The following is a 25716-nucleotide window of genomic DNA, read 5'->3' on the forward strand; positions in this document are numbered from 1 at the left end:
GAGTCCGCCCTGGGCGGACTCCGGGGCCCGGTGCACCGGTCGCGCCGGCTCAGGCGGGGATCGGGCGCTCCGCCAGGGCGAGGGCGACGGCGTGCAGGTTGGCGGCCATCGTGCGGCCGGTCTTCTCCGACCACTCGTGACCCTCGCCGGTCTCCGAGTAGCTCGGGCCCGGGCCGGGACCGCGGTTCCAGTACGTCCACGACTGGCCGGGGATCGTGTACCCGATGTCGCACAGACCGCCGTTGATCTCGCTGATCACGTGGTGCGCGCCGTCCTCGTTGCCGGTCACCACGACGCCCGCCACCCGGTTGTAGGCCACCGGGCGGTCCTCGTCGTCGGTCTCGGAGATCATCGCGTCCATGCGCTCCAGCGCCCGTTGCGCGATGGAGCACGGGTGTCCCACCCACGTCGGCGTGGCGAACACCAGGATCTCGGCCTCCAGCAGCGCCGCGTGGACCTGCGGCCAGTCGTCGCCGGGACCCGCGTCGGTCACGACGCCCGGCATGATGTTGTGGTTCGCCAGGCGGAACGTGGTGACCTGGACGTCCTTCTGCACCAGCTCGTCGATCACGACCTGGGCGAGCTTCTCGGTGTTGGACTCCTCCGGTGACTTCTTGAGGGTGCAGTTGAGCACCACGGCACGCATCAGGGCTGCCTCCACTTCTCGTCGGCGAGCATTCCACTGGCTTGCGGTCCCATCAGGGACATTCCGCCGTCCACCACGACCGAGGCGCCCGTGACGTACGACGCGGCGGGCGTGGCCAGGAAGGCCACCACCGCCGCCACCTCGTGCGCGCTGCCCGGACGGCCGAGCGGCACGCCGGGACGCGGCTCGGTGTGCGGGTCGACGTCCTCCTGACCCGTCATCGGCGTCGAGATCTCGCCGGGCGCCACGGAGTTCACGGTGATGCCGTGCTCGGACAGTTCGAGCGCGAGCACCTCGGTCAACGCGCCGAGCCCGGCCTTCGCCGCGCAGTAGGGCGCGGCGCCCACGCGCGGCAGGTGCTCGTGGACGGAGGTGATGTTGATGATCCGGCCACCCCGTCCGGCGGCGATCATGTGCGCGGCGGCGCGCTGGCAGCACAGGAACGCGCCGTCCAGGTCGACCGAGAGCACCTCGCGCCACTTCTCGAAGGACATGTCCAGGAACTTCTCGCTGCTGCCGGTGCCCGCGCAGTTCACGAGCACGTCGAGCCCGCCCAGTTCGGCGGCGAGCTCGTCGACGACGGACGCGGCGGCCGGCAGGCCGGTCAGGTCCAGCTGCCGGACGGCGCACCGGACGCCCTTCCCGCGCACCTCGTCCGCCGTTCTCGCGGCTCCGCCGGCGTCGCGGTGGTAGGTGATGCCCACGTCGACGCCACCGCCCGCGAGTGCGACGGCGACGGCCTTGCCGATGCCGGAGTCGGCCCCGGTCACCACGGCGTGCAGGGGTGCGTTCATGACACGCGTGTACCCGCGGAAGACGCGGGCATGCGGAGTGCGAAGTGGTTCAGCGTGGCGGGCAGCGGCGCGTCGAGCACGGGGAACGACAGGTGCTCGCCCAGCGCGTCCAGCATCGCGCTGCCGGTGGCCAGGACCAGGTCGCGACCGGGGCAGACGCCGGGACCGCCGCTGAACGGCACGATCGCCGGGGCGAGCGGCCGGTCCCAGATCTCCGGGGCGTACCGGTCGGCGAACGGCAGCCGGTCGGGGTCGCGGTGGAAGAACGGCGTGAACACCACGAACAGCGTGTTCTCCGGCAGCCACGTGCCGTGCCAGCGGGTCGCGATGGTGCTCTCCCGCAGGATGACCGGGGTCGTGGGCCACAACCGCGCGGACTCCAGGACGCCGTGCGTGCCGCGGCCACCGATGGCCAACGCGCGCATCGTGACGATTCCGGCGGCGTCGAACGCGAACAGCCAGTGGGGGACCTGGCCGGCGATGTCACCCGGCTGGGCGGCCAGGCTGCCCTGCTCGGCGCGCGCGAGGTGGCCGTCGAGCCTGCGCTGGAAGCGGTCGCGCAGCTCGTCCCGCCTCGGGTGCAGGAAGGCCCAGTTCGCGTTGCCGCGCAGAGCCCGCAGGTCGTCGGTGAGCTGGTCGTCGCCGCGAGCGCCGTCGCCGAGAACGATCCGGCGCACGATCCGCCACCACGTCTGGGTGAACGAGTCCCAGGTCAGCTCGCCGGTGCTCATCACGTGCCTGGTGAGCAGGTCGGCCTCGTCCCGCACGATCGCCTCGACCGGCACGTTCTCCGGGCGCAACGCGCGTTCGTTGACCTCCCGCAGCCGTTCCCGCTCCGCGCCCTCGGAGATGAGCACGCCGTGCGGCTGGAAGTGCGCGAGCGCGGCCTTCTTCTCCCTGGTGGCCAGCGCGAACGGCTCCGGTGACCCGTCGAGCAGGCGACCCACGTCGGCGGGGTCGACGAGCATCGCGATGCTGCGTCCCGTGACGCGCAGCCGAACCGGTTCAGGGCCGTAGCGGTCGCGCAGCGCGCGCATGGTCCCGACGGCCCTCGCGTCCGACTGCAGCTTCTCCGCGACGGACAGAACGCCTGGCCGGCGGACGATGACACCCTTCGCCAGAGTGGGCAGCAGCACGGTCGAGAGCACGCGGGCGGTGTCGAGGCGGGAGGAGATGGCCATGCGCCCGGCTACCCGGCCGGTGGTGTGTGAACCGTCCCGGCCGGGGGTATTCGCGGGTCAGCTCGAACCAGGAGGTCGTGATGCCAGCGGGATCGAACGCGAAACGCGAACGCCAGTACAAGCACATCAAGGACTCCGCCGAGGAACGCGGCGCGTCGCCGAAGCGGGCGAAGGAGATCGCCGCGCGGACGGTCAACAAGAACCGCGCTCAGGCCGGTGAGTCGAAAACGGCCAGCAGGTCGTCCACAGAGGACATGTCGCCGCAGAGGCGCGGCGGGCAGCGGTCGGGCACCAACCGCCCCAAGGGCCTCACCAAGGAGCAGCTCTACAACGAGGCGAAGAAGAAGAACGTCAAGGGCCGCTCGACGATGACCAAGAAGGAGCTCGCGAGCGCTCTGGGGCACTGACGTGTCCGATGTGGACAAGAACGCGGCGCTGACCATCCTCACGATGGAGCACAACACGCTGCAGATGATCCGCACCGCGACGATCACGGACGCGACCGGCCGGGCCGGACACCTGCTCACCGCGATCTCCGCGGCCATGATCGCCCTCGGCTTCGTCGCCCAGGTGGTCTCGCCGACCGTGCTGCTGACGCTGGTGCTCGTCCTCTTCGGCGCGCTGTTCCTGATCGGTCTCGCCACCCTGTTCCGCACGGTCGAGCTGACCATCGAGGACGTCCAAGCGGGCCTGGGGATCAACCGCATCCGGCACGTCTACGCCGACTTGGAGCCGTCGACCAGGGAGGTCTTCGTGCGCCAGATGCACGACGACACCCCGGGCGTGGAGGCGGACAGCGGCCAGACCGGCTGGCGCGGGGCCAGGCGTCCCCGCCTGATCGGTACCGCACTGGGCGTGTCCGGACTGGTGAACCTGGTCAACGGCCTGGTCGCGGGCGTGGTCGCCGGTGCCGCCGCCGGACTGCTGGGCGTCGGCCTGACCTGGTCGATCGTCCTCGGCGTCCTGGTCTCCGCGGCCGTGATCAGCGCCTTCGGCGTCGCGCTCGGCCGCATCGGCCGGCGCGGTCTCGCCCCCATCGCCACGCGTTTCCCGAGGAACAACCCGAACTGAAGGAGAACCACCACCATGCAGTACGACGTCGTCGACCTCATCATGCAGGACCACCGCGAGGTCGAGCGCCTGTTCGACGAGCTGGAGAAGCACCCGGAGAAGCGGCCGCTGCTGACCCCGGTGCTCTGCGGCCTGCTCGTCGCCCACAGCCGCGCCGAGGAGTCCGAGGTCTACCCGGCGGCCAAGGACGCGGGCGGCGACGACGAGGTCGAGCACAGCCAGGAGGAGCACGCCGAGGCCGAGCAGCTGCTCGCGAAGCTCCTGGACTGCGACTACGACTCGCCGCAGTACGACAAGGCGCTGAAGGAGGTCGTCGACTCCATCACGCACCACGTCGAGGAGGAGGAGAAGACCGTCCTGCCCGGGATGCGTCAGCGCCTGAGCGCCGAACGCCGCTACGAGCTCGGCGAGCTGTTCGCCCGCAGCCGGGCCGACCACCTCGGTGAGATGCCCGGCCAGGCCACGCGCGAGGAGCTGCTGACGCAGGCCAGGAACATGGGGCTGGCCGGGGCCGCGAGCATGAGCAAGGCGCAGCTGAAGAAGGAGCTGGAGAAGGCCGCTTCCTCCTAGGCCTCGTCGGTTCTGATCGTCTGGACGTGCACGGTCCGGGACCCCACGTGGGCGTCCCGGCCGTGCCAGCAGCGGTAGTTGTCGAGCACCAGGACGTCGCCCTCCTCGAGTCCGAACCTCGGCAGCGTCCGCTGCACCCGGCCGACCTCGGTGTCGAACCGGGCGAGCAGGGCCTCGACGCGGTCGGCGGCGGGGTCGCGGTGCAGGGCCGTGGCCCCGTCCGACCGCCGGGTGATGCGCCGGCCGGTGCGGGTGTACTCGACGTGCCGCGCCACCCGCGGTGCCGCGGGCAGGCCGCGCGTCTGCGCCCAGCGGCCGTAGAGGTCGACGTCGGTGCCCGTGAGGAAGTCCATCAGCTCCGCGTCCAGCGAGTCGGTGAACTCGTGCGCGTCGAGCACGAAGGACAGGCCGCCCTCCGGTGCCGCGGCCGCGAGCGAGATCAGCACGTGGTCCTCGTCCGGGTGCCTGCGCCGCACCTGCCTCCCGCCGACGTCCACGACGACGTCGAAGCTGTCCGCGTGCAGGCCCACGACCCCGCCGTCGACGGAAGTCCTCGTGCGGTGGGGGAACAGTTCGCGCAACGACGTGCCGAACAGCCGGGCGGCGGCCACCGGCAACGACGCGGGGGAGTTCGGCAGGCCGGTCAGCACCACGGCATCCGTGTCCGCCAGAGCACGCCGTGCCGCGGGGTCCAGGGCCGGTACCCGAGCCGGGATCACCGGCGCGGCCCGAAGTCGCGCGACGACGGCACCAGGGCCGCCAGGGCCGGTGCCGCGAAACAGATCAGCGCGCACACCAGCAGCACCGCCGGGGCGCCGAACGCCGCGATCGCCGGTGCGATCAGCGCGAGCCCGACCGGCGCCAGCCCGTACGACATCAGGAAGTCCAAAGAGGACACCCGGGCCAGCTTGGACGGCTCGACCTCGCGCTGGGTCGCGGTGAACCACGGGACGTTGAACAGCTCGATCCCGAGGCCCGCCACGACGTAGGCCGCGATCACGACGACCGGGTGCACCGGCAGCAGCAGGCTCAGCGGCGCGAACCCGTACAGCGCCAGGCCTGCCAGCGCGGTCCAGCCCGCGCGCCGCGGCCGCCACCGGGCGATCAGCAGCGCGCCGGCGAGCGCGCCGAGCGTGTAGGCGGTGAGGGCGCCGGCGAGCACGGCCTCGGTGTCGTAGCGGTCGCGGCTCACCAGGGGGAGCACCACGCCCGTGGCCGAGTAGCCGGTGGCGATGACGGCGGTCAGCGCGCCCAGTCCCGCGAGGAACCACGGGTGGCGGCGCGCTTCCCGCACGCCCTCCCAGAAGTCGGCCACGAACCCGGAACCGGACGCACCCGCCACGGCACCGGTCCCGGCCGGCGGCACCAGCGCGGCGACCAGCCACAGCGCGCCGATGCCGAGCAGCAGCGCCTGTGTGTTCAGCACCAGCGCGAGCAGCGCGGTCAGTCCCGGCGCCACCAGCGTGGTCACGCGCACCGACAGCGTCATCGCGGCGTTGGCCTGCTGGCGCTGGTCCGGGGCGACCACCTCGGCCGTGAGCGCCTGGAACGCCGGGCGGCACGCGCCCTGGCCCGCTCCCATCGCCGCCGCGGCGAGGGCGGCGACCATCAGCGAACCGCCCGCGGACAGGGCCAGCACCGGTGCGGCGAGCGCGGACACCAGGCCGGACACCAGCACGACCCGGCGGCGGGCGTAGCGGTCGGCCAGCACGCCGCTCACCGGCACGGCGGCGAGGAAACCGGCGGTGCGCGCGGCCAGCAGGACGCCCAGCTCGACGGCCGTCAACGACCGCGAGAGCACGGCCAGGCCCAGCACGAACGGCAGCGCCCAGGTCGCGATGCCCGACGCCGTGGTCGCGGTCCAGAGACGGAGAAATGTGGTGCTGCGCAGCACCGACGGGCTGCGCACTGTGTCGTGGACCACGCGTTCGACCTTCCGGCAGGCTTGCAATGAAAATGATTGTCGTTACAGTAGCGCAAGCCGTTCGAGTGAATCTCTGGAGGATCCGATGCACCACCCCGCCCGTCTCGGCCTGGCCTTGGTCGCGGTGCTCGCCGCGGGCTGCGCCACCCCGGACAGCGCTTCGGCGCCGACGGCCCAGTCGGTGGTGGTGGACAGCTGCGGCAGGCAGCTCTCGTTCGCCGGCGCCCCGCAGCGGGCGGTCACGCTGGACCAGAGCTCGACGGAAACCCTGCTGGCACTGGGGTTGCAGGACCGCATGGCCGGTACCGCGAACCTCAAGACCAAGGTGTCGCCGAAGTTCGCCGACGCCTACGCGAAGATCCCGGTGCTCTCGCCCAAGGTCATCACCTCGGAACCCCTGCGCGCGGCGAACCCCGACGTGGTGGTGTCGTCGTTCCAGGAGCAGTTCACCCCCGACCGCGCCGGGACGCGCGACGAGCTGGCCTCGCTCGGCGTGCCGACGTTCGTGAGCGCCGTGAACTGCCCGGACGGCACGACCGCGCCGTTCGAGCGGCTGTTCCGCGACTACGAGAACCTCGGGAAGATCTTCGGCGCCGCGGAGAGGGCCACGCAGCTCGCGAACGACCAGCGCGCCGCGCTCGCCGAAGTCCAGGCGGTCCACCGGGAACCGGTCAAGGTCGTCTGGGTGTACTCGGTGTTCAAGGGCGTGCCGTACGTGGCCGGCAAGGACGGCATGGCGAGCCAGATGAGCAAGATCGCCGGTGCGGTCAACGTGTTCGACGACGTGAACCAGGAGTGGCCGGAAGCCTCCTGGGAGGAGATCGCCCGCCGCAACCCCGACGTGGTGGTGGTCGGCGACCTGTCCGAGCGCGGCAACCCCGGTGACAAGGCGAGCGAGAAGATCGCGATGATGCGCGAGCACCCGGTGGTCTCGCAGCTGGAGGCGTTGCGGCAGAACAAGGTCATCGAGATCCCCGGCATCGAGATGGACCCGTCGGTGCGCACGGTCGACGCGCTGAAGGCGTTCGGGGCGGGCCTGGACAAGATCGCCGGCCGTGGCTGAGGCGGCACTGCTCGACCCCGTCCTCACACCCCGGAAGTCCCTGCGGCGCGGCAAGGACGCGCTCGTGGTCGTGCTCGGCCTCGTCGTCCTCGCGGTGTCGCTGGTGGTGTCCGTCCGCATCGGCGTCGGGGCGAGCTGGGAGGAGATCGGCCGTGCCGCGGGAGCGCGGCTCGGGCTGCCCGTCGTACCGCTGCCCCGGCTGCTCGACTCGCTGATCTGGGACCTTAGGCTGCCCCGCGTGCTGCTCGCGGCACTGGTCGGAGCGGCGCTGGCGGTGTGCGGGGCGGCCCTGCAGAGCATCACCCGCAACTCGCTCGCGGACCCCTACCTGCTCGGGGTGTCCTCCGGTGCCTCCACGGGCGCGGTCGTCGTGGTGGTGCTCGGGTTCGCTGGCTCGCAGCTCGGCATGACCGGCGGCGCGCTGGTCGGCGCGCTGGTGGCGTTCGGGCTGCTGCTGGTGCTGTTGCGCCGCACCGGGCTGGACTCGTCGCGGATCGTGCTCACCGGGGTCGTCGTGGGGCAGCTGTTCGCCGCGCTCACCTCGCTGATCCTGCTGTCCTCGGGTGACGCCGACAGCATCCGCGCTGTCACCAACTGGTTGCTGGGCTCGCTGGCGTCGGCGCGCTGGACCTCCGTGGCGGTGTGCGCGGTCGTGCTGGCCGCCGGACTGCTGGTGGTGTGGCTGTGCTCGGCCGCGCTGGACGGGTTCGCGTTCGGCACGGACACGGCGGCCTCGCTCGGCATCGACGTCCGCGCGACGCGGATCGTCCTGCTGGTCACGACCTCCGTGCTGACCGCCGTGGCCGTCGCCGCGGTGGGGGCGGTCGGGTTCGTCGGGCTGATCGTGCCGCACGGCGTCCGGTTCCTCGTGGGTCCGTTGCACCGCAAGCTCCTGCCGCTCTCGGCCGTGGTCGGCGCGGTGTTCCTGGTCTGGACCGACGCGCTCACCCGCGTGGTCTTCGCGCCGCTGGAGGTGCCGGTGGGCGTGTTCACCGCGCTCGTCGGCGTGCCGCTCTTCCTGCTGGTGCTGCGCAGGAGGGGAGAGCTGTGAGGATCGACGTCGAGGGCCTGAGCTGGGGCGTGCCCGGCAAGACGATCGTGCGCGACGTGTCGCTGGCGGTGGCGCCGGGGGAGACCGTGGGCCTGATCGGGCCCAACGGGTCCGGCAAGTCGTCGCTGCTGCGGTGCATCGCCGGTCTGCGCACGCCCACCGCGGGCCACGTGCGCTACGACGACGTGGACATCACCCGGTGGCCGGCGCGGGACCGGGCGCACAGGCTGGCGTTCGTCGAGCAGACCGCCGACACCGAGAGCGACCTGCGGGTCGCCGAGGTCGTCATGCTCGGCCGCACGGTCCACCGGTCGCGGTGGCGCGGCCCGGACGCCGCCGACCACGAGATCGTCGGGGAGGCGCTGACGAGGCTCGACCTCACCGGTCTGGCCGACCGGCCGTGGAAGCAGCTCTCCGGCGGCGAACGCCAGCGCACCCACCTCGCGCGGGCGTTGACGCAACGCACGTCGGCGCTGCTGCTGGACGAGCCCACCAACCACCTGGACGTGCGCCACCAGCTCGAGCTGATGGACCTGGCGAGCCGCACGCCGCAGACCGTGGTGGTGGCACTGCACGACCTCGCCCTGGCGGCCCGGTACTGCGACCGGCTCGTCCTGCTGCACCGCGGCGGTGTCGTCGCCGACGGCCCCGCCGCCGAGGTGCTGACCGCGCCGCTGCTGCGCGAGGTGTTCGAAGTGGAAGCCGAGATCGGCCGCGACGGCCTGGGCCACCTGGCCGTGGGCTACCGCGAGCCGGTCCGACAGGAGGGGGCGACGAAGTGACCACTGTGGACGACCTGATAGCGGAGGTCCTGGAGGGACGGCACGGACCGGATCCGCGCGAGATCCCGGTCACCAGCGTGTTCTGGGCGCACCACGGGACCAGGCTCGCGGGCGGTGACACGACCTACCGCAACCAGTACGTGCTGGCCCGCGTCGGGACGGCGTTCGGCGCCTGCGCGTTCGCGGAGGGCGACGCCGATCCGGCGTTGTGCGCGGACTACTCCGGCGCACCCGTCGCGACCCTGCTCGCCGAGGCGCCGGCTCCCGTGCGGGTGGCGGCGCTCGACGCCTACCTCGGCAGCGTCCGTCCACATCGGACCTCGGACGCCGAGCGCGTCGTGCTGCCCGCCGGCACGCCGGAACAACGGGCGCGCGCCAGGGACGCCGCCGTCGCCGGTCTGCTCGACGTGGCACCCGGCGCCAAGGTCGCGCTGATCGGCGTCGTGAACCCGCTCGTGGCCGCGATCCGCGAGCGCGGCGCCGAATGCCTGCCGTGCGACCTGCAGCTGCGCACGACGCAGTGGGGCGACCCGGTGACCCCGGACATGCGGGAGGTCCTCGGCGTCGCGGACGCCGTCGTCGCCACCGGCATGACCGTCGGCAACGGCACGTTCGACGAGATTCTGCGCACCTGCCGGGACCGGGACATCGGTCTGGTCGTGTACGCCCAGACCGCGAGCTCCGTCGCCCGCCACTTCCTCGGCGCGGGCGTCACCGCCCTGTCCGCGGAGCCGTTCCCGTTCTCCCAGTTCAGCGCCGACGAGACGGCGCTGTACCGCTACCGAGCATGAGAGAAGACGTGGACCACCACATCGCCGACGCCCTCAGCCGTCCCGCCCTGGTACGCCTCGACTCCCGCACCCTGTGCCTGCGCTTCGAGACCATGAAGGTCGCCTCCGCCCTCGAAGCCGTCCGGTTCCTGCTCGAACGCGGCACGATCGGGCACGGGGACACGCTGGTCGACAGCTCCAGCGGCATCTACGCCCACGCGCTGGCGCTCGCGTGCCACCGCTACGGCCTGCACTGCCACATCGTCGCCTCGACGACCGTGGACACGACCCTGCGCACCCAGCTGGAGATCCTCGGCGCCACCGTCGAGCCGATGCCGCCATCCGCGAGCCTCAAGCTCGACCAGAGCCGGCGGGTGGCACGGGTGCGGGAGATCCTGCGCGACCACCCGCGGCACCACTGGATGCGCCAGTACCACGACGACGTCCACTACCGCGGCTACCGGCCGATCGCCGACCTCGTGCGCGAGCACGCCGACTGCGCGCGGCTCAGCGTCGTCGGCGGGGTCGGCACCGGCGCGTCGACCGGCGCGCTGACCCGGTTCCTCCGCGAGACCGACCCGGACGTGGAACTGGTCGGGGTGCAGCCGTTCGACAGCGTCACGTTCGGCAGCGAGCACGTGCACGACCCGGAGATCATCATCGCCGGGATCGGCAGCTCGATCCCGTTCGGCAACGTCGACCACGCGCTCTACGACACGGTGCACTGGTTCGGCTTCGAGGCGGCGCTGACGGGCGGCGTGGCCCTGCTGCGCGAGCACGCGATCTTCGCCGGGCTGTCGGCGGGCGCGGCCTACCTGGCCGCGCGGTGGGAGCAGCACCTGGACCCGGACCGGCACGTCGTCGTGCTCGCGCCGGACACCGGGCACCGCTACGTCGACGCGGCCTACTCCCGCCACGCCGAGGCGATGGCGCCGCAGGAGCTGGTTCCCCGTCAGATCAGCGCGCTGGAGGACATGGACCTGCCCTGGTCGCGGATGCGCTGGAACCGCGCGCAGGCACCGCCGAACGGTCAGCTCAGGATCAGCACGCCCAGCGCGACGAGCACCACGCCGGCGAGGACGGAGACGAGAGCCGCCGCGAGCTGACGGCGGATCCGCCGCGCGTCGGGACCGGCGCTCAGCTCGCGGGCGAGATCGGGGTCGGCGGCGCGGAAGTGCTCTTCGATGTCGAGGAGCCGCTGCTGTTCCTGATGACTGAGCATGGCGCGCTCCCCGGGGTCGGTCGGCTGTCGCTCGCAGGCTGTACCCCGTGCGACAGCCGGCCAAACCACTAGAGCGGTTCGGGTGCCGGCGGCAGCGGGTCCGGGTCCGGGCCGGGCGGGCGCAGCGGGTCGGGGTCCGGGCCCGGCGGGTGCAGGGGGTCGGTGTCCGGGCCGGGCGGCCGCGGCTGGTCGGGTCCCGGCGTGGTCGGCGGCTGTCCTGGCGGCGGTATCGGCTGGCTCATGACCACCGGGTACCCGGTGCCGGGGCCGGGATCACCGCATTCTCCACCGGTTCGAATACCGCGGTTTCCGCTAATGCGCCGCGGCCCCTGCCCGACAATCCGTCGAGATTCTGTTTGGGACCGGCAGAACGGGCGGGGGACATGGCGCTGTCCAGGATGACGTCACAGGGGTGGTTCCTCGGCTCGGAGCAGACGCGCGGCCTGCGGTTCAGCGGCGCGCTCGAACTCGTGCGGCTGCTGGACCGCCTCGCGACCCGTCCCCGCTGGCCCGCCCGCGACGTGCCGGTGCCGATCGTGCTGCTGCGCCGCCCGCCCGGGGTGCCGAGCCCGCTCGAGGCCCTGGCGAACCGGCCCGCCACCGCGCGCGGCCGCCGGGTCGCGTTCGCGCACGTCCAGGACGGTCAGCCGGCGCGGCGGCTGCTCGACGACGTCGTGGGCCAGCTCGCGGGGGACGTGCGGGGCGCGGCCCGGCTGCGGTTCCCGCACTACGCGCTCGTCGGGTGGCTGCTCGACCTGACGCTGCCCGCCGGTGTCGAGGCCGACGAGGAGGAGCGCGAGATCGCGCGCGAGTTCCGGCAGCACCTGCGCCGGCGCGTGCGGATGACCGCGGACGGCGCGCAAGACCTCGCCCGGGACTTCCCGTGGTGGATCCGGCTCGTGATCGGGCTGATGCCGCGGATCGGCCTCGCGCTGATGGCCCTGCTGTGGCGGCCCGCGACGTGGGTGGGCGAGCAGGAGCTGGGCGGGCGCTCGCGGCACGGGCTCTACCGGCTCGCGCGCGCCGTCGTGAAGGAACGCCTGGCGGACCGGCACGAGGACGAGGTCGGCGACCTGCTCGTGCGGGCGCTGCTGGAGGACCTGCGGCGCGCCCACCGGCGGTGGACGGTGCGGGGCACGGGCCGGCGGCGCACCGGCAACCCCTGGCTGCTGGTGGAGTCGTCCGACCCGTGGCTGGTCGACGCGATCGGCCGGGCCCGCAGCGGCGTCCGCAGTGGACAGTCGTGGCGCGCGAACCCGTTGAGCCGCCCGGATCCGCTGCTCGTGGTCGCCGCGCGGGAGTCGGAGGAGGTGCCGCGCACGCACGTCGCGGACGCGCTGGCCGGGTACCACGACTGGCTGCGGCAGCTGTCGCGGTCGGAGAACTGGGTGCTGGAGCTCGACACCGACGCGTCCGAGCCCGCACGGGGCGTGGTCGGCGGGCTGTCCGAGCTCCCCGCCCTGCGCCTGCGCCGGGCGCTCGCCGCGCCGCTGGTGCTCCTGCTGGTGGCCGCGTCGCTCGTGGCGGTGCCGTTCCTGAACGCCGCCCGGTGCGACGACTGGTGGTCGGTGTCGGCGCACTCGCCGCTGGAACGCGTCGGCTCGGAGTGCATCGGCGTGTCCGCGGACCCGGTGCGGCACTTCGTCCCCGAGTGGGTGCCCGCGGACATCCGGCCCGCGCTGGAGGACGTCTACGGCCGGATCGTGGAGGAGAACCGCAGGGCGGCGGCGCGCCCGGACGCGGTCACCATCGTGTTCCTGAGCGTGCTGACCCCCAGCACCGCCAACAGCTTCTACGCGCTGGTCGAGGAGCTGCGCGGGGTGTGGGTGGCGCAGAAGACCAGCGACGTGCCCATCAGGATGCTGCTGGCCAACGGCGGCGAGGGGCCCGGCGGGCGCGGTCTGGCCTCCGGCGACATCGCGGCCGGCAAGATCGTCGACCTGGCCGCGCGCGACCGCAGCGTGGTCGCGGTGACGGGCCTGTCGATCAGCACCGACACGGCCCGTTCGGTGGTGAAACGCCTCGGCGGCAGCGCGTTGCCGGTCATCGGCACGCTGACCTCGGCCGACGACATGGCGGGCGTCAACGAGTACTACTACCAGGTCGGCCCGAACAACCTGCGCGAGGCGAAGGTGGCCGCCTACTACGCGCAGACCCGGCTCGGCGTCTCCGACGTGGCGATCTTCCACTCCGGCGACCCGACCGACCGCTACAGCCAGAACCTCGCCGAGGACGCGCGGGCCGCGTTCGCCGAACGCGGGATCACCGTGAGCCAGTACCGGCCCTACCGCGTGGCGAACGACGACGAAGGCCTCGCGCCCGCCTCACTGGGCCAGGGCGCGTGCCCGAGCGGGGAGAAGCCGGGCTACGCCGTCTTCTACGCCGGGCGCGCGCAGTACCTGGCGGAGTTCCTGCGCGGCATGAACAGCCGCTGCCAGGGCGGCACGCCGCCGGTGCTCGCGAGCGACTCGTCCACCCGGTTCATCCTGGAGGGCACGATGGCGCAGTTCCCCAACGTGCGCCTGGACTACCTGTCGTTCGCGAGCCCGGCCGCGTGGACCGACTGCGCGAAGGTGCCGTTCTACAAGGTGTACCTCGACGTGTTCCGCAGGACGTGCCCGACGCTGGGCGACGGCCGGTCGGCCGCCGCCTACGACGCGATGCAGGTGCTGGCCGAGGGGGTGCGGCAGGTGCGCCGGACCGACCCGGCGGCACGGGTGCGGGAGGGGCTGCTCGCGGGCATCGGCAGCATCCGGCCGGACAACGCGATCCAGGGCGCCACCGGGACGATCGGGTTCAGCGCCAGCACGCGGCTGCCCGCGAACAAGGCCGTGCTGGTGTTGCAGGGCAACACCGACACGACCTCGACACCGCGGCTGCTGTGCGGGGAGCTGCCGTTCCGCGCCGACCTCGTGCCGGGGCTGGAGCCGGACGGCGGGTGCCCGGACGACCCCCGGTGACCGGGGGCGGGCGGCAGGTCAGCGTTCGCCGCCCAGCACCGGTTTCACGTCCACGATCGGCGTGCCGTCGAGCGCTTCGAGGTGTGCGACCCGCACCTTCACCCCGTCCACGCCGAGGATCGTGACGCGGTGCAGCCCCACCGGGTTCGGCCGGTCCGGCGACCGCGTCGAGAACACCCCCGTCTCCGGCCGGTCCAGGTCGCCGCGCGGGTGCACGGCGAGCACCGACCGGTCGGCGCGGTCGAGCCAGGTGAGCACGAGGACGTCCTGGCCCGCCTCGAGCTCCCGCATCGCCCGCGCGTACTCGGGGGCGAAGACGAGCCAGGCGTCCGGCGCGCCCTCGTCGCCCTGCTTCGGGGCGGAGGCGCGGTCCAGCAAGGAGGATTCGACGTGCCCGATGGGCTGCAGTTTCATCAAGTCCCGCAGAAGGTCCGGTAGGTGGCGCTGAAGTCCTGCGGCGCAGGAGCCGAGAAGTGTTCCAGACCCGGCCGCGCCCCGAACGGGTGGGTAACCGCTTTCAGCAACTCGCGCACCGGGCCGAGGTCGCCGGCGGCACCGGCCGCCAGCGCCTCCTCGACGAGGTGGTTGCGCGGGACGTAGACGGGGTTGACCCGGTCCATCACGCCGGCGTCCGGGCCGTGCTCCCGCCAGCGGGCGAGCCAGGCGTCGATGCCCGCGAGGTCCAGGAACAGCGAGCGGGCGGGCTCGGCGTCACCGCGGGCGGCGGCGGACAGGTGGTGGAAGAACGACGTGAAGTCGACGTGGTTCTCCCGCATCAGCTCGAGCAGGTCCCCGAGCAACGGCTTCACGCCGGCCGAGATGCCGAGCTTCGCGCCCATGCCGCCGATCCAGGCCCGTTCGAACCGCTCGGGGAACGTGCCGAGCGTCTCCGTCGCGAGCGCGACGGCCTTGTCCTCGTCGTCGTCGAACAACGGCAGCAGGGCCTCGGCGAGCCGGGCGAGGTTCCACTCGGCGACGATCGGCTGGTTGCCGTAGGCGTACCGGCCGCGGTGGTCGATGGAGCTGTATTTCGTCGTCGGGTCATAGGCCTCCATGAACGCGCACGGGCCGTAGTCGATCGTCTCGCCGGAGATCGTCATGTTGTCCGTGTTCATGACGCCGTGGATGAACCCGACGAGCATCCACCGCGCGACCAGATCGGCCTGGGCCGCCACGACGTGGTCGAACAGCTCCAGCGGCGTGCTGCCGGGGTGGTGGCGAGCGATCGCGTGGGCGGCCAGCCGGCGCAGCAGGTCGAGGTCGCCGGTGTTGCGGGCGTACTGGAAGCTGCCGACGCGCAGGTGCGACGCGGCCACGCGGGCCAGCACGGCACCGGCGAGCGGTTCCTCGCGCTGCACCGAGGCCCCGGTCGCCACGACGGCCAGCGCACGGGTCGTCGGGATGCCGAGGGCGTGCGTGGCCTCGCTGACGACGTATTCGCGCAGCATCGGGCCGACCGCCGCCAGCCCGTCGCCGCCGCGGGCGAACGGGGTGCGGCCCGACCCCTTGAGGTGCAGGTCGCGCAGCCGGCCCGCGGGGTCGGTCAGCTCGCCCAGCAGGAGCGCGCGGCCGTCGCCGAGCCGGGGGGAGTAGCCGCCGAACTGGTGTCCCGCGTAGGCCTGGGCCACGCCGGTCGCCCCGGTGCCGACCAGGAACGGCAGTCCGTCGCCCCTCAGCCGGGCGGGGTCGAGACCGAGCTCGCGCGCGAGCGGCTCGTTGAGGACGAGGAGGTCCGGCTCCGCGACCGGGGCGGCGGTCCAGGACACCGCCATCTCCGGGACCGCGGTGGCGAAGTCGCTGCTCAGGCTGATGTTCACCCCTTCCAGGCTACCCGGCGCCGTCCAGCGGCGGTGTGACCGCGCTCTCAGATCGAACTCCGCTGAACCGTTCCGGGAGGAGGTACGTGACAGGGGTGGAACAGGTTGAACGTCAGTCCACTCAGGAGTGAGAAACCCCATGCGTCGCAAGCAAGTTGGGATCGTTGCTGCCCTTTTCGCGGTCGGTGCCGTCACGTTGACGGCCTGCGGGCAGGGCACCGCGCAGTCCGGTTCGCCGGCTCCGGCGTCGGGACAGGTCCAGGAGAGCCAGGCGCCCGCAGGTGAGTCCGAAGTGGACTTCCTGCGGGGCTCGGCCAACTCCAACAAGGCGGACAAGAACACTGGCGACCTCGCGCCGGCCTCCGCACCCGCCGAGGTGAAGCAGAAGTGGGTCGAGCTCCGCGTCGCGAACGCCGGCGGCCTGGAACCCGCCGTGGTCAACGGGAACGGCCGCAGCGTCTACTGGTTCAGCGACGACCCCGTGGGCGGCGGAGTGTCCAATTGCAACGGTGACTGCGCGAAGACGTGGCCCCCCATCACGGTCACCAAGGGCACGAAGCTGTTCTTCCCCGGCATCAAGCGGAAGGACATCGGCTTCGTCAAGCGCCAGGACGGGCAGGTCCAGGTGACGATCGGCGGCCGCCCGGTCTACCTGTTCTCCAAGGACGAGAAGGCCGGTGACATCAAGGGCCAGAACGTCGGCGGCAAGTGGTTCGTCGTCAACCCCGAGGGCAAGCGCGCCGTCGCCCCCGCGGAGGCCCCGGCTCCCCAGCCGGCGCCGCCCGCGGCCGGTGCCAAGCCGGCGACGTCCGTGACCTTCTTCACCGGCAAGAACTTCGACGACTTCAGCGGTACCAACTTCGCCACCGGCGTGAAGCCGTCCGCCCAGTGCGCCGACCTGCGCGGCGCGTTCCAGTCGCTGTCGCTGGACGGTGCCGTGAAGATCTGGTCGGAGCCGGGCTGCAAGGGCAAGTCCGCAGTCGTCGACGACGACGTCCGCGACACGGCCGCCCTCGGCTTCCCGAACGGCGCCCGTTCGTACATCAACACCTGACCTGATCGGGTGAACGCGCAGGCCGCCGGAGCACCCCCGCTCCGGCGGTTTCGCCGTCTCGCTACGCTGCCTTCATGCGCTACTCCGCCCTTGCGCTGGCTTTGCTGCTGGTCGGGTGCGGCACGTCGACGACGTCGCTGCCCACCATCACCCCCGCCGCCCCCTCGTCGTCCGCCGAAGGCCTGCCGGACCTGCAACCGCGCCTCGACGCCATCGGCGTGCTGCTCACCGACTGCGTGGCCCGCCTGCGCGGCGAACCCGTCGACCCGGCCGACAACTGCGTGCACCTGCTGCCGGACGTGACCGGCGTGATCGACGCGGCGGAGAAGCAGTCGTCGAAGCTCACGCCCGCGGGCGTGGCCGCGATCGCCGACGTGCGCCGCCACCTGGGGGAGGTCCAGCCCTGCGAACCGTGGTTCGCCGCGGGGGGAGCGAGCGGGAACGAGCCGCTCGACACGCGGTGCCGCAAGGCGTGGGACGCGCTCTTCCAGAGCTTCACCGCGGTGCGCAACAGCGCCTGAGATCACGGGCGCCCGTGGCGGTGCCCCGCGTGCTGCCCCTCCGGCCCTTCTCCGCGGATCACCGACCGGGCACACTCCGCGCATGGCCGAAACATCTTCACCCAAACGAAGCTCGACGCCCGCCGAAGCCGCCACCCCGGCGGTGAAGGGCCGCGAGGTGCCCGCGGACTCCGAGTCGAAGCTCGCGAGCGAGCTGGCCGGGCAGATCGCCGCGGGCATCGCCGCCGGCGTCGCCGAGGCCGTGCGGGCCGATCCAGGGCAGTGGGCGCAGGTCAGCCGGCAGCAGCTGCTGGCGTGGATCGCCGAGGACACCAGGGAGGCGCTCGCCGAGCTCGCCGCCGGCGGATCGCTGGAGGACGCCCGATGACCTCGATGGTGTTCGCCCTGCGCGCGACGATGCGGCTGGTGGTGCGCCGGTCGGCCCTGCGGTCGTACGGGACGGTGGCTCCCCGGATCGCCTTCCGGCACGACCAGGCCAGGCTGGCGGACTTCCTGACCGGCCAGGTGGTCCAGCAGGTGGTGGACGACATCGCCGTGTCGCTGCCGCCCCTCCCCGAGCCGCCCCCGGACCGTGCGGCGAAGTCGAAGCAGCTGTCGGTCGCGACCCTGCTGGACATGATGATCAACGAGAAGGGGAAGTACCTGGTGCACCGCACCAGCGTGCGGGCCATCGGCGAGCTGTGGGAGGGACGGGAGATCGACGCCGGCTATCCCGCCGGCACCCTCGACCCCAACGCCCCGCCCGGCATCTACGCCGTTCCCGGCCTCGTCGGCGTCCCGTACGGCGACTGGTGCGTGATCTTCAAGAAGGGCGACCCCGGCCACTACTTCACCTCGGTCGGGGTGACCGCCGACGCCGAGAACGCGAACAAGGAAGAGATGATCTGCGTCCGCAACATCCGCACCTCCGCCGCGCACGGCTGGTGCACGGTCGCGGACGTGCGGGAGGCGAAGAAGCAGTACGACGCGCACAACAAGAAGGTGGCGGGCACGTCGGCGAAGAAGTGACCCGGCCGGGAAGCGCCCTGGCAGTCGAGCTGGGGCCTGTCCCGTGGGCCTCGTCCGCGACGGTCGCGGACGAGGGGCGCGGGACAGGCCCTAGGGCGCGACCTCGGCGAACCGGGCGGTGAGCTCCGCCGAGATCTCGTAGTGCCGCACCAGGAACGAGCGCTCGTCGAGCTTCTTGCGCCGCAGCCACCCCGTCACCTCGGCGTTGCACTTGCTGGCGTTGCACGACCCGCACGCGGGCACGACGTTGCCGAGCGTGTACCTGCCGCCGCGCGAGATCGCCTGCACGCAGTCCTTCTGCACCGCTCCCGCGAGCGCGCCGCAGTAGGCGCAGCCGCCCCACGACGTCTTCAGCGCGTCCCACTGGGCGTCGGTGAGGTCGTGGGTGACGCGGGCCATGCGCTTCTTGCGCTTGCGCGCCGCGCGAACCTGTTTGCTACCGCCGGTCGGCACGGGTCGTGAGACTACGCGTCGCGATGGTCAGTAGGTCGGCGGCGGGTCCCCGGGGCGTCTGACCGGCGGGCCAGACGGCGCGCAGGTCGCGGTGCAGGTCCAGGCCGGTCACCTCGACTCGGACCAGAGCGCGGGTCGCGAGGTCGGCGGCCACCGCGCGCACGCTCAGCACGGCCGGGCCGATGCCGCCGGTGGCCGCGGCCTTGATCGCCGTCGTCGACGACATCTCGAGCAGCGGCTCGGCGGAGGACGTCACGCCGGCCGCGAGCAGCGCGTGCTCCCAGGCCTGCCGGGTGCCCGAGCCGGACTCGCGGCTGACCAGCGGTGTCGCGGCGGCCCTGGTGGCGCTCACGCGGCGGCGCCGGGCCCACGGGTGGCCGGGTGCGACGACCAGCACCAGCTCGTCCTCGGCGACCACGCGGCTCGCGAGTCCCGGCGGCACGTCGATGCTCTCGATGAACCCCAGCGCCGCCTTGCCCGCGAGGACCTTGTCGGCGACGTACGCGGAGTTGCCCGCCGTCAGCACGGTCGCGGTGTCCGCGCTCACGCCCCGCAGCGCGATGAGCCACGCGGGCAGCAGGTACTCGGCGACCGTGAGGCTCGCGGCGACGGTGAGGTGGCACTGCCGGTCGGCGCGCAGGGTGGTGATGCCGGCGTCGAGGTCGGCCGCCCGCGCGAGGACCGGTTCCGCCCACCCCGCCACGAGCTGGCCCGCCGTGGTGAGCTTGGCGCCGCGGGGGGTGCGTTCGAGCAACGTCACGCCGACGCGCGCCTCCAGGGTCCGCAGGCGTTCGCTGGCGCTGGGCTGCGACATGCCGTGGGCCTGGGCCGCGCGCCCGATGCTCCCCAGCTCCGCGACGCTCAGCAGCAGGTCGAAGCTGGTCAGGTCGGTGACCCTGGACGGCAGAGGCATAGGGGAAGCCTATGTGTTCATCGGTGATCGGCGCCTACCGGGACCCGCGCGCGGGGAGCATCGTCAGGTCGTGACCGCTCTCGCACCTCATCCACACCGTGCCCCCGAGGTGCGACGAGCGGCGCCCTTCGGCCCCAACCTCTTCGCCGCCGCGATGGGCACCGGCATCGTCGCGACCGCCGCCGTGCCCGGCCTGCGCGGGCCCGCCACCGTCGTCTGGGCGCTCAACGCCGTGCTGCTCGCCGGCCTCGTCGTCGCGGCGGTGCGGAGCTGGACCCCGGCGACGGTCCGCGCGCAGCTGCGCGACCCGGTGATGGCCCAGTTCTGGGGCGCGCCGCCGATGGCGCTGATGACCGTCGGCACCGGCACGCTGCTGCTCGGCTCCGACTGGATCGGCCTGCCCGCCGCACTCGCCGTCGACTGGACGCTGTGGACGCTCGGCACGCTGCTGGGGCTCGCGACGTCGGTGCTGGTGCCGGTGCGGATGATCGGCAGCGGCGAGCGCGCGTTCGGCGGCTGGCTCATGCCCGTGGTGCCGCCGATGGTCTCCGCCGCGTCGGGGGCGCTGCTCGCCCAGCACCTGGAGGGCCAGGCGCGCCAGGCGATGGTGCTCGGCTGCTACGCGCTGTTCGGCGTCAGCCTGTTCGCGACGCTGGCGATCGTCCCGCAGATCTGGCAGGGCCTCGTGCGGCACGGTCCCGGCGCCGCGGCCACCGTGCCGACGCTGTGGATCGTGCTCGGGCCGCTCGGCCAGTCGATCACCGCCGCGAACCTGCTCGCCGCCGTGCCCGTGCTGCCGGGACAGGGCGCGTTCGGCGTGCTCTACGGCACCGCCGCCTGGGGCTTCGCGGTGGTCTGGCTGGCGATGGCGGCCGTGGTGACCGTGCGGACCGCCCGGCGCGGGCTGCCGTTCGCGCTGTCGTGGTGGAGCTTCGTCTTCCCGCTCGGCACGCTGGTGACCGGCACGAGCGCGCTCGCGGCACGGGTGCCGTCGGCGCTGTTCGGTGGCATCGCGGTCGTGCTCTACGGCGCGCTGGTGCTCGCGTGGGTGACCGTCGGCGTGCGGACGGTGCACTACCTAAGTCGCCGATCTACGTAACGCCTGCCGACGCGAAGAACGCCCGTCCGCCGCGAGGGTAGCGGTGTGACAACGCGAACCGCACCGACCCGCACGGCCAGGGCGGTGGTCCTGGCAGCCGCCACGCTGACCATCATGGCCGCGGCGATCATCGCCCCGAGCCTGCCCGCGATGGGCGAGGTCTACGGCGAGGGCGTGCTGGTCCGGCTGGCGCTCACGATCACCTCGCTCGCCATCGCGGTCAGCGCGCCGGTCGCGGGCCTCGTGGCCGACCGGTTCGGGCGCAAGCCGCTGCTCGTGGCGAGCCTGGTGGGCTACGCGCTGAGCGGCACGGCCGGGTTCTTCGTCACCAGCCTGCCGGTGCTGCTCGGCACCCGCACGGTGCTGGGCCTCGCCGTCGGCGGCGTCATGACCGCGGTCAGCGCGTTGATCACCGACTGGTTCGACGGGCCGGAACGCGGGCGGTTCCTGGGGCTGCAGCAGGCTTTCGCGAGTCTCGGCGGGGTGGTGTTCCTGCCACTGGCCGGGGTGCTCGCGGGCGTCGACTGGCGGCTGCCGTTCTGGCTCTACGCCGTCGCGGCACTCGTCGCGCTGGCGGCCGTGGGGCTCGAGGAGGAACCGCGCGCGGTGCGGGAGACCGCCGGCGCGGGGTTCCCGCGGCAGGCGGTCTGGATCTACCTGCTGGCCTTCGCGGCCACGCTGGTGTTCTACATGGCACCGACGCAGCTGCCGTTCCTGCTGCGCGACTTCGGCGCGGGCCCGGCCGTCATCGGGTTCGTCGTCGCCGGCAGCACGCTGACGGGCGCCGTGGGCGCACTCGCGTTCCCGAGGCTGCCCGGGGGGAGGATCACCGCGGTCAGCACGGCGCTGCTCGGCGCCGGCTGGCTGGTGATCGGCGCCGCGGACGGCATCGGCCTCGTCACCGCCGGCCTGCTCGTCGGCGGCTTCGGGATCGGGCTGGCCGTGCCGAACCTCAACCTCCGCCTCGCCGGCCTCGCCCCGCCCGCGCACCGGGGCCGCGTGCTCAGCGGCCTCGTCGCCGGGATCTTCCTCGGGCAGTTCCTGTCGCCACTCGTCCTCGCGCCCCTGGTCCAGGCGGGCCTCGCCGCCGCGTTCACCTGGACCGGGGTCGTCACCACCACCGCAGGGGCGGTCCTCGCCCTGACGTACAAGGAGAACCGATGATCTACCACGGCAACCGCTTCACCCTGCGCGAGGACGTCTCGCCGCACCAACGGGAGGAGGCGCTCGAAAGCCTCCGCAACCAGGGCCGCGTGATCCCGTCGGTCAAGTCGTTCGTCGTCGGCCGCGACCACGGCGGCGAGTACGAGTGGGGCGCCACGTTCGTCATCGAGGACCTCGAGGGCTACTGGGAGTACCTGGTCCACCCCGCGCACCGCGACACCGACCGCGTCGGCCTGCCGCTGGTGGACAGGTTCGCCTCGTTCGACATCACCGACGACGAGGACCCGGAGATGGGCGCGAAGATCGCCGCCCTGCACCGCAAGCGCTACGACAGCGACCCCGAGCTGACGCAGCTCGTGACCGGCCTCGGCGAGTACTCGGGCAGCGCCGCCCCCGGACACCACGGGGTGACCCGATGAACGACCTGGTCCAGCACTGGCTCGACTTCTGGAACGGCGACCTGGAGCTCGCCGGGAAGATCGTCCACGACGACTTCGTCTGGCACGTGGCGCCGCTGAGCGGCGGCCCGCAGCAGAACCGCGCGGGACGCGACGAACTGGTCGAGTGGGTGCGCGAGTCGCACCAGGTGATGGCCGGGCTGAAGTTCTCCGTCGACGTGGGGCCGATCTCGCAGGAGCCGTTCCACGCGGTGCGCTGGCTCGCCGAGGCGAACGGGGTCTCGTTCCACGGCACGGACGTCCTGCGGGTGCGGGACGGCCGGATCGCCGAGTACTGGCTGAACGCCGACAGCCTGTGGGCGGCGCAGCAGCTCGGCATGGTCCCTAGCTGAACCGCTCCCTCAACCGGCGGCGCGAGTTGATGCCCATCTTGCGGTAGATGTTGCGCAGGTGGGCGTCGACCGTGCGGGGGCTGAGGAACAGCCGGGCGGCGACCTCCTTGGACGTCGCCCCGGTCGCCACCAGCCGCGCGATGTGCTGCTCCTGCGCGGTGAGGTCGTCGGCGGCCGGCGCGGACCGGCTGCGGGCCACCTCACCGGTGGCCTGCAGCTCCTGCGCCGCCCTGGCCGCGAACGCCTCCATCCCCATGCCGGACAGCAGTTCGTGGGCCGTGCGCAGCTGTTCCCTGGCGTCGACCCGGCGGCCAGCGCGCCGCAGCCACTCGCCGTGCAGCAGGTGCGCTCTCGCCAGGTAGGGCTTCGCCGGTGTGCGCGAAAGGCGTTGCACGGCCTCGCGGTAGTCGTCCTCGTCGTTGGAGACCAACGCCCGCGCGTAGGCCCCGATGCCCAGGCCCCAGTCGGTGCCGGCCGCGGACGTGCGTTCGGCGAGGTCCTCCAGGGCGACCACGGCGGCCTTCTCCTCACCGCACCGGACCGCGGCCTCGACCAGTTCGGGCAGGGCGATGCCCGCGAGGTAGAGGTCTCCCGGCTCGACGGCCTGGCGGGCGGCCTCCAGCGCCCCGGGGTAGTCGCCGATCGCGTTGTGCAGCACGGCGGACGCCCAGTGCGCGTTGGCCACCAGCAGTCCCGGCCGCCGCGCCGCCGCCCGGGTTCCGCGCTCGACCTGGTCGAGCAGTTCCGCGCGACGGCCGCGCATCGCGGCGACGTGCAGGCGGGGGAACGGGAACGGGTCGACGCCGAGCGCGTCCGCTACGGCCTCCTCCTCCGCGATGGCGGACAGCGCCGCGCCGAAGTCGCCGGCGTGCACCGCCATGACGGCCGTCTGCGCGAGCCCCAGCCGCAGCACGAACGGCGACCCCGCCTCGCGCCCGGTCCTCGTCAGCCACCCGGTGACGGTCGCGTGCACGTCGGCGTCCCACAGCTCGCCCGCGAGCATGACGGCGAGCGCCGGGTGCTCCGTCCACTCCAGGCCGCGGAACACCTGGCGCAGCAGGGGAACGGCGGCCCGGTGCCCGTCGGTGGTGAGCACGGCGAGCGCGTTCAGCACGTCCCGCGCCGGCGGCAACGTCGCGGCCTCGCGGACGACGACGTCCATCACACCGCTGGCGCGGCCGACCATCAGCGCCATCTCGAACGCGTCGAGCACGCACCGCCGGGCCTCGGTGCCGCTCATCCGCCGCGCGGCCCTGAGCACGAACTCGGGCCCGTCGTTCTCGGTGTGCCACACCAGCGCCACCTGCCCGCGCAGGACGTCGGCGCGGGCCAGCTGGGCCGGTGCGAGCGCGGCGACGTCGACCGTGCCGAGCAGCGCGGCCGCCGCGTCGACGGCACCGGCCTCGAACTTGGCCTGCCCGGCGGCGAGCGTGCGTTCCGCCCGCAGCACCGGGTCGAGCGACAGCGCCGCCGCCCGTTCCAGGAACGCCGCCGCGGCCGCCACCCCGCCGCGGGACCGCGCGCGCGACGCCGACCGCTCCAGCTCGGCCGCGACGGCGTCGTCCGGCCCGGTGCCGGCCTGCGCGAGGTGCCACGCCCGGCGGTCCGGGTCGGCGGCCGCGTCCGTGGCGGCGGCGAGGGCGAGGTGCGCCGACTGCCGTTCGGCGGTGCCGGCGGCCAGGTAGGCGGCCGAGCGCGCCAGCGGGTGGCAGAACCGCACGCGGGTTGACAGGCTGACGAGCCCGGACGCCTCGGCCACCGCCCCCGCACTCGTCAGGTCGAGGCCCAGCTCGCGTGCCGCCGCCCACAGCAGCCGCGGTTCGCCCGTGGGGTCGGCACCGGCCACGACCAGCAGCATCCGCGCGTCGGCGGGCAGTGCGGCCACCCTGCCGCGGAAGCTCGCCTCGACCGCCCCGGACGCCGACGCGACCTCCGGCAGCGCGAACCCGCCCGCCTTCGGCAGCTCCAGCAGCGCGAGCGGGTTGCCGCGCGCCTCGGCGAGCAGCCGCTCCCGCACCTTGGCGTCGACCGACTCGTCGGCCACCAGCGCGCGGGACTCGGCGTCGGACAGGCCTTCCAGCCGCAGGGCTGGCACCGCGCCGAGCACCCCGCCGCCGAGCACCCCGTCGGCGGGCTCCCGGACGGCGAGCACCATCGCGACGGCGTCGGAGCCGAGCCGCCGCCCGAGGAACGCGAAGACCTTCGCCGACGCCTCGTCCGCCCAGTGCGCGTCGTCGACCAGGCAGAGCAACGGCCTCTCCGCGGCCGCCGCGGCCAGCAGGTCGAGCGTCGCGAGGCCGATCCGCAGCACGTCCGGCGTGCCGGTGGCCAGGCCGAACGCGACCTCCAGCGCCGAGCGCCGCCCGGCGGGCAGCTCCGGCAGCCGGCCGAGCAGCGGCACGCACAGCTGGTGCAGCGCGGCGAACGGGAACTCGGTCTCGAACTCCGACCCGGACGCCTCCAGGACCTCGAACCCGGCCGCGGTCTCGCGCACGCGGGCGAGCAGCGCGCTCTTGCCGATGCCCGCCTCGCCGCGCAGGACCAGGGCACCGCCCCGGCCCTCGCGCGCGCCGGCGGCCAGGCCGTCGAGGCAGCGGAGCTCGGCGGCGCGGCCCAGCAGGCGTGGTGGGGTCGTCACAGCTCGAACGGTACCGGCGAGCGGGCGCGAACCAGGCTGTTGAGACGCCGCTCCCGCAGGCGCACCGCCCGGGGCCCGCCGGGACCGCCTGGTCTGGAACGCGTCCAGTCACGGCATTACGTCACGGCCATTTCGACGAAACTTGTCCGGTTTGACATGCCGGATACCTCCGTTCGGCCGTAGCCCGCTCTCCGATGCGTGTGCGTGGATGTAGAGGAGCGCTCT

The 25716-nt window shown here is 73.2% G+C and carries 29 protein-coding genes; 17 read left to right on the top strand and 12 right to left on the bottom strand.

What is annotated here, in order from left to right:
- Window positions 1-49: 49 nt before the first annotated feature.
- From ACFWGZ_RS12900 to ACFWGZ_RS12910, 3 genes are read right to left on the bottom strand one after another with little or no spacing between them, the layout of a single operon-like run.
- Window positions 50-646, bottom strand: coding sequence for a flavodoxin family protein (locus ACFWGZ_RS12900; protein WP_382451662.1), 597 nt, complete (start codon window positions 644-646; stop codon window positions 50-52).
- Window positions 646-1440: an SDR family oxidoreductase gene (locus tag ACFWGZ_RS12905; RefSeq protein ID WP_382451663.1), complete on the bottom strand. Its 795-nt coding sequence runs from the start codon at window positions 1438-1440 to the stop codon at window positions 646-648. The genes ACFWGZ_RS12900 and ACFWGZ_RS12905 overlap by 1 nt, the downstream gene beginning before the upstream one ends.
- Window positions 1437-2621: a cytochrome P450 gene (locus ACFWGZ_RS12910; protein ID WP_382451664.1), complete on the bottom strand. Its 1185-nt coding sequence runs from the start codon at window positions 2619-2621 to the stop codon at window positions 1437-1439. The genes ACFWGZ_RS12905 and ACFWGZ_RS12910 overlap by 4 nt, the downstream gene beginning before the upstream one ends.
- Window positions 2622-2701: 80 nt before the next feature.
- Here ACFWGZ_RS12910 and ACFWGZ_RS12915 point away from each other — a divergent pair, with 80 nt between their 5' ends.
- From ACFWGZ_RS12915 to ACFWGZ_RS12925, 3 genes are read left to right on the top strand one after another with little or no spacing between them, the layout of a single operon-like run.
- A complete protein-coding gene (locus tag ACFWGZ_RS12915; RefSeq protein ID WP_382451665.1) occupies window positions 2702-3028 on the top strand; it encodes a plasmid stabilization protein in 327 nt (108 codons plus the stop codon).
- A gap of 1 nt (window position 3029) precedes the next feature.
- Window positions 3030-3692, top strand: coding sequence for a hypothetical protein (locus tag ACFWGZ_RS12920; protein ID WP_382451666.1), 663 nt, complete (start codon window positions 3030-3032; stop codon window positions 3690-3692).
- Window positions 3693-3707: 15 nt separating this feature from the next.
- A complete protein-coding gene (locus ACFWGZ_RS12925; protein WP_382451667.1) occupies window positions 3708-4262 on the top strand; it encodes a hemerythrin domain-containing protein in 555 nt (184 codons plus the stop codon).
- Here the strand turns inward: ACFWGZ_RS12925 and ACFWGZ_RS12930 are convergent.
- A complete protein-coding gene (locus tag ACFWGZ_RS12930) occupies window positions 4259-4981 on the bottom strand; it encodes a TauD/TfdA family dioxygenase (RefSeq protein WP_382451668.1) in 723 nt (240 codons plus the stop codon). The genes ACFWGZ_RS12925 and ACFWGZ_RS12930 overlap by 4 nt on opposite strands.
- Window positions 4978-6156, bottom strand: coding sequence for an MFS transporter (locus ACFWGZ_RS12935; protein ID WP_382451702.1), 1179 nt, complete (start codon window positions 6154-6156; stop codon window positions 4978-4980). Before ACFWGZ_RS12935 ends, ACFWGZ_RS12930 begins: the two co-directional genes overlap by 4 nt.
- A 115-nt stretch (window positions 6157-6271) precedes the next feature.
- Here ACFWGZ_RS12935 and ACFWGZ_RS12940 point away from each other — a divergent pair, with 115 nt between their 5' ends.
- The 5 genes from ACFWGZ_RS12940 to ACFWGZ_RS12960 are packed head-to-tail and all read left to right on the top strand — an operon-like array spanning window position 6272 to window position 10958.
- On the top strand, window positions 6272-7249 hold the full coding sequence (locus tag ACFWGZ_RS12940; protein WP_382451669.1) for an ABC transporter substrate-binding protein: 978 nt from the start codon (window positions 6272-6274) through the stop codon (window positions 7247-7249).
- Window positions 7242-8300 carry a FecCD family ABC transporter permease gene (locus ACFWGZ_RS12945; RefSeq protein ID WP_382451670.1) on the top strand — a complete coding sequence of 353 codons (1059 nt, stop codon included), beginning with the start codon at window positions 7242-7244 and terminating at the stop codon, window positions 8298-8300. Before ACFWGZ_RS12940 ends, ACFWGZ_RS12945 begins: the two co-directional genes overlap by 8 nt.
- Window positions 8297-9082 carry an ABC transporter ATP-binding protein gene (locus ACFWGZ_RS12950; protein WP_382451671.1) on the top strand — a complete coding sequence of 262 codons (786 nt, stop codon included), beginning with the start codon at window positions 8297-8299 and terminating at the stop codon, window positions 9080-9082. The genes ACFWGZ_RS12945 and ACFWGZ_RS12950 overlap by 4 nt, the downstream gene beginning before the upstream one ends.
- On the top strand, window positions 9079-9873 hold the full coding sequence (locus tag ACFWGZ_RS12955; protein WP_382451672.1) for a Rossmann-like domain-containing protein: 795 nt from the start codon (window positions 9079-9081) through the stop codon (window positions 9871-9873). Before ACFWGZ_RS12950 ends, ACFWGZ_RS12955 begins: the two co-directional genes overlap by 4 nt.
- A complete protein-coding gene (locus tag ACFWGZ_RS12960) occupies window positions 9870-10958 on the top strand; it encodes a pyridoxal-phosphate dependent enzyme (protein WP_382451673.1) in 1089 nt (362 codons plus the stop codon). Before ACFWGZ_RS12955 ends, ACFWGZ_RS12960 begins: the two co-directional genes overlap by 4 nt.
- Here ACFWGZ_RS12960 and ACFWGZ_RS12965 read toward each other — a convergent pair.
- Window positions 10883-11074, bottom strand: coding sequence for a DUF3040 domain-containing protein (locus tag ACFWGZ_RS12965; protein WP_382451674.1), 192 nt, complete (start codon window positions 11072-11074; stop codon window positions 10883-10885). The genes ACFWGZ_RS12960 and ACFWGZ_RS12965 overlap by 76 nt on opposite strands.
- Window positions 11075-11142: 68 nt before the next feature.
- Window positions 11143-11316, bottom strand: coding sequence for a hypothetical protein (locus ACFWGZ_RS12970; RefSeq protein ID WP_382451675.1), 174 nt, complete (start codon window positions 11314-11316; stop codon window positions 11143-11145).
- Between the two features lie 156 nt (window positions 11317-11472).
- Between ACFWGZ_RS12970 and ACFWGZ_RS12975 the strand changes: the two genes are divergently transcribed.
- Window positions 11473-14034 (top strand): ABC transporter substrate-binding protein, encoded by a 2562-nt coding sequence (locus tag ACFWGZ_RS12975; protein ID WP_382451676.1) that lies wholly within the window; start codon window positions 11473-11475, stop codon window positions 14032-14034.
- An 18-nt stretch (window positions 14035-14052) separates the two neighbouring features.
- On the opposite strand, the gene tsaA is transcribed toward ACFWGZ_RS12975, so the two are convergent.
- Both tsaA and ACFWGZ_RS12985 read right to left on the bottom strand, forming a co-directional pair.
- Entirely contained in the window at window positions 14053-14448 is a 396-nt protein-coding gene (tsaA, locus tag ACFWGZ_RS12980) for a tRNA (N6-threonylcarbamoyladenosine(37)-N6)-methyltransferase TrmO (protein ID WP_382451677.1), read from the bottom strand.
- Complete coding sequence (locus ACFWGZ_RS12985; RefSeq protein WP_382451678.1) at window positions 14448-15851, bottom strand: YdiU family protein; 1404 nt, start codon at window positions 15849-15851, stop codon at window positions 14448-14450. The genes tsaA and ACFWGZ_RS12985 overlap by 1 nt, the downstream gene beginning before the upstream one ends.
- Before the next feature lie 292 nt (window positions 15852-16143).
- Between ACFWGZ_RS12985 and ACFWGZ_RS12990 the strand changes: the two genes are divergently transcribed.
- From ACFWGZ_RS12990 to ACFWGZ_RS13005, 4 genes are all read left to right on the top strand, one after another.
- Window positions 16144-16905: a hypothetical protein gene (locus tag ACFWGZ_RS12990; protein WP_382451679.1), complete on the top strand. Its 762-nt coding sequence runs from the start codon at window positions 16144-16146 to the stop codon at window positions 16903-16905.
- Between the two features lie 74 nt (window positions 16906-16979).
- Window positions 16980-17426: a hypothetical protein gene (locus ACFWGZ_RS12995; protein ID WP_382451680.1), complete on the top strand. Its 447-nt coding sequence runs from the start codon at window positions 16980-16982 to the stop codon at window positions 17424-17426.
- Window positions 17427-17508: 82 nt separating this feature from the next.
- Window positions 17509-17793 (top strand): hypothetical protein, encoded by a 285-nt coding sequence (locus ACFWGZ_RS13000; protein WP_382451681.1) that lies wholly within the window; start codon window positions 17509-17511, stop codon window positions 17791-17793.
- On the top strand, window positions 17790-18434 hold the full coding sequence (locus ACFWGZ_RS13005; protein WP_382451682.1) for a hypothetical protein: 645 nt from the start codon (window positions 17790-17792) through the stop codon (window positions 18432-18434). The genes ACFWGZ_RS13000 and ACFWGZ_RS13005 overlap by 4 nt, the downstream gene beginning before the upstream one ends.
- A gap of 90 nt (window positions 18435-18524) precedes the next feature.
- Here the strand turns inward: ACFWGZ_RS13005 and ACFWGZ_RS13010 are convergent, their stop codons facing one another.
- The gene (locus ACFWGZ_RS13010; protein WP_382451683.1) at window positions 18525-18887 is read right to left on the bottom strand and encodes an HNH endonuclease; all 363 of its coding nucleotides are present in this window, start codon (window positions 18885-18887) and stop codon (window positions 18525-18527) included.
- Window positions 18871-19800 carry a LysR family transcriptional regulator gene (locus ACFWGZ_RS13015; RefSeq protein ID WP_382451684.1) on the bottom strand — a complete coding sequence of 310 codons (930 nt, stop codon included), beginning with the start codon at window positions 19798-19800 and terminating at the stop codon, window positions 18871-18873. Before ACFWGZ_RS13015 ends, ACFWGZ_RS13010 begins: the two co-directional genes overlap by 17 nt.
- Before the next feature lie 70 nt (window positions 19801-19870).
- Between ACFWGZ_RS13015 and ACFWGZ_RS13020 the strand changes: the two genes are divergently transcribed.
- From ACFWGZ_RS13020 to ACFWGZ_RS13035, 4 genes are read left to right on the top strand one after another with little or no spacing between them, the layout of a single operon-like run.
- The gene (locus ACFWGZ_RS13020; protein ID WP_382451685.1) at window positions 19871-20899 is read left to right on the top strand and encodes a TDT family transporter; all 1029 of its coding nucleotides are present in this window, start codon (window positions 19871-19873) and stop codon (window positions 20897-20899) included.
- Between the two features lie 45 nt (window positions 20900-20944).
- Window positions 20945-22063, top strand: coding sequence for an MFS transporter (locus ACFWGZ_RS13025; protein WP_382451686.1), 1119 nt, complete (start codon window positions 20945-20947; stop codon window positions 22061-22063).
- Window positions 22060-22482, top strand: a complete 423-nt coding sequence (locus tag ACFWGZ_RS13030; RefSeq protein WP_382451687.1) for a Dabb family protein — start codon at window positions 22060-22062, stop codon at window positions 22480-22482. The genes ACFWGZ_RS13025 and ACFWGZ_RS13030 overlap by 4 nt, the downstream gene beginning before the upstream one ends.
- Window positions 22479-22853 (top strand): ester cyclase, encoded by a 375-nt coding sequence (locus tag ACFWGZ_RS13035; protein WP_382451688.1) that lies wholly within the window; start codon window positions 22479-22481, stop codon window positions 22851-22853. The genes ACFWGZ_RS13030 and ACFWGZ_RS13035 overlap by 4 nt, the downstream gene beginning before the upstream one ends.
- On the opposite strand, the gene ACFWGZ_RS13040 is transcribed toward ACFWGZ_RS13035, so the two are convergent.
- The gene (locus ACFWGZ_RS13040) at window positions 22846-25491 is read right to left on the bottom strand and encodes an AAA family ATPase (RefSeq protein WP_382451689.1); all 2646 of its coding nucleotides are present in this window, start codon (window positions 25489-25491) and stop codon (window positions 22846-22848) included. The genes ACFWGZ_RS13035 and ACFWGZ_RS13040 overlap by 8 nt on opposite strands.
- Between the last annotated feature and the right edge of the window lie 225 nt (window positions 25492-25716).

It is taken from the genome of Lentzea sp. NPDC060358, assembly GCF_042725365.1.
Classification (GTDB): domain Bacteria; phylum Actinomycetota; class Actinomycetes; order Mycobacteriales; family Pseudonocardiaceae; genus Lentzea.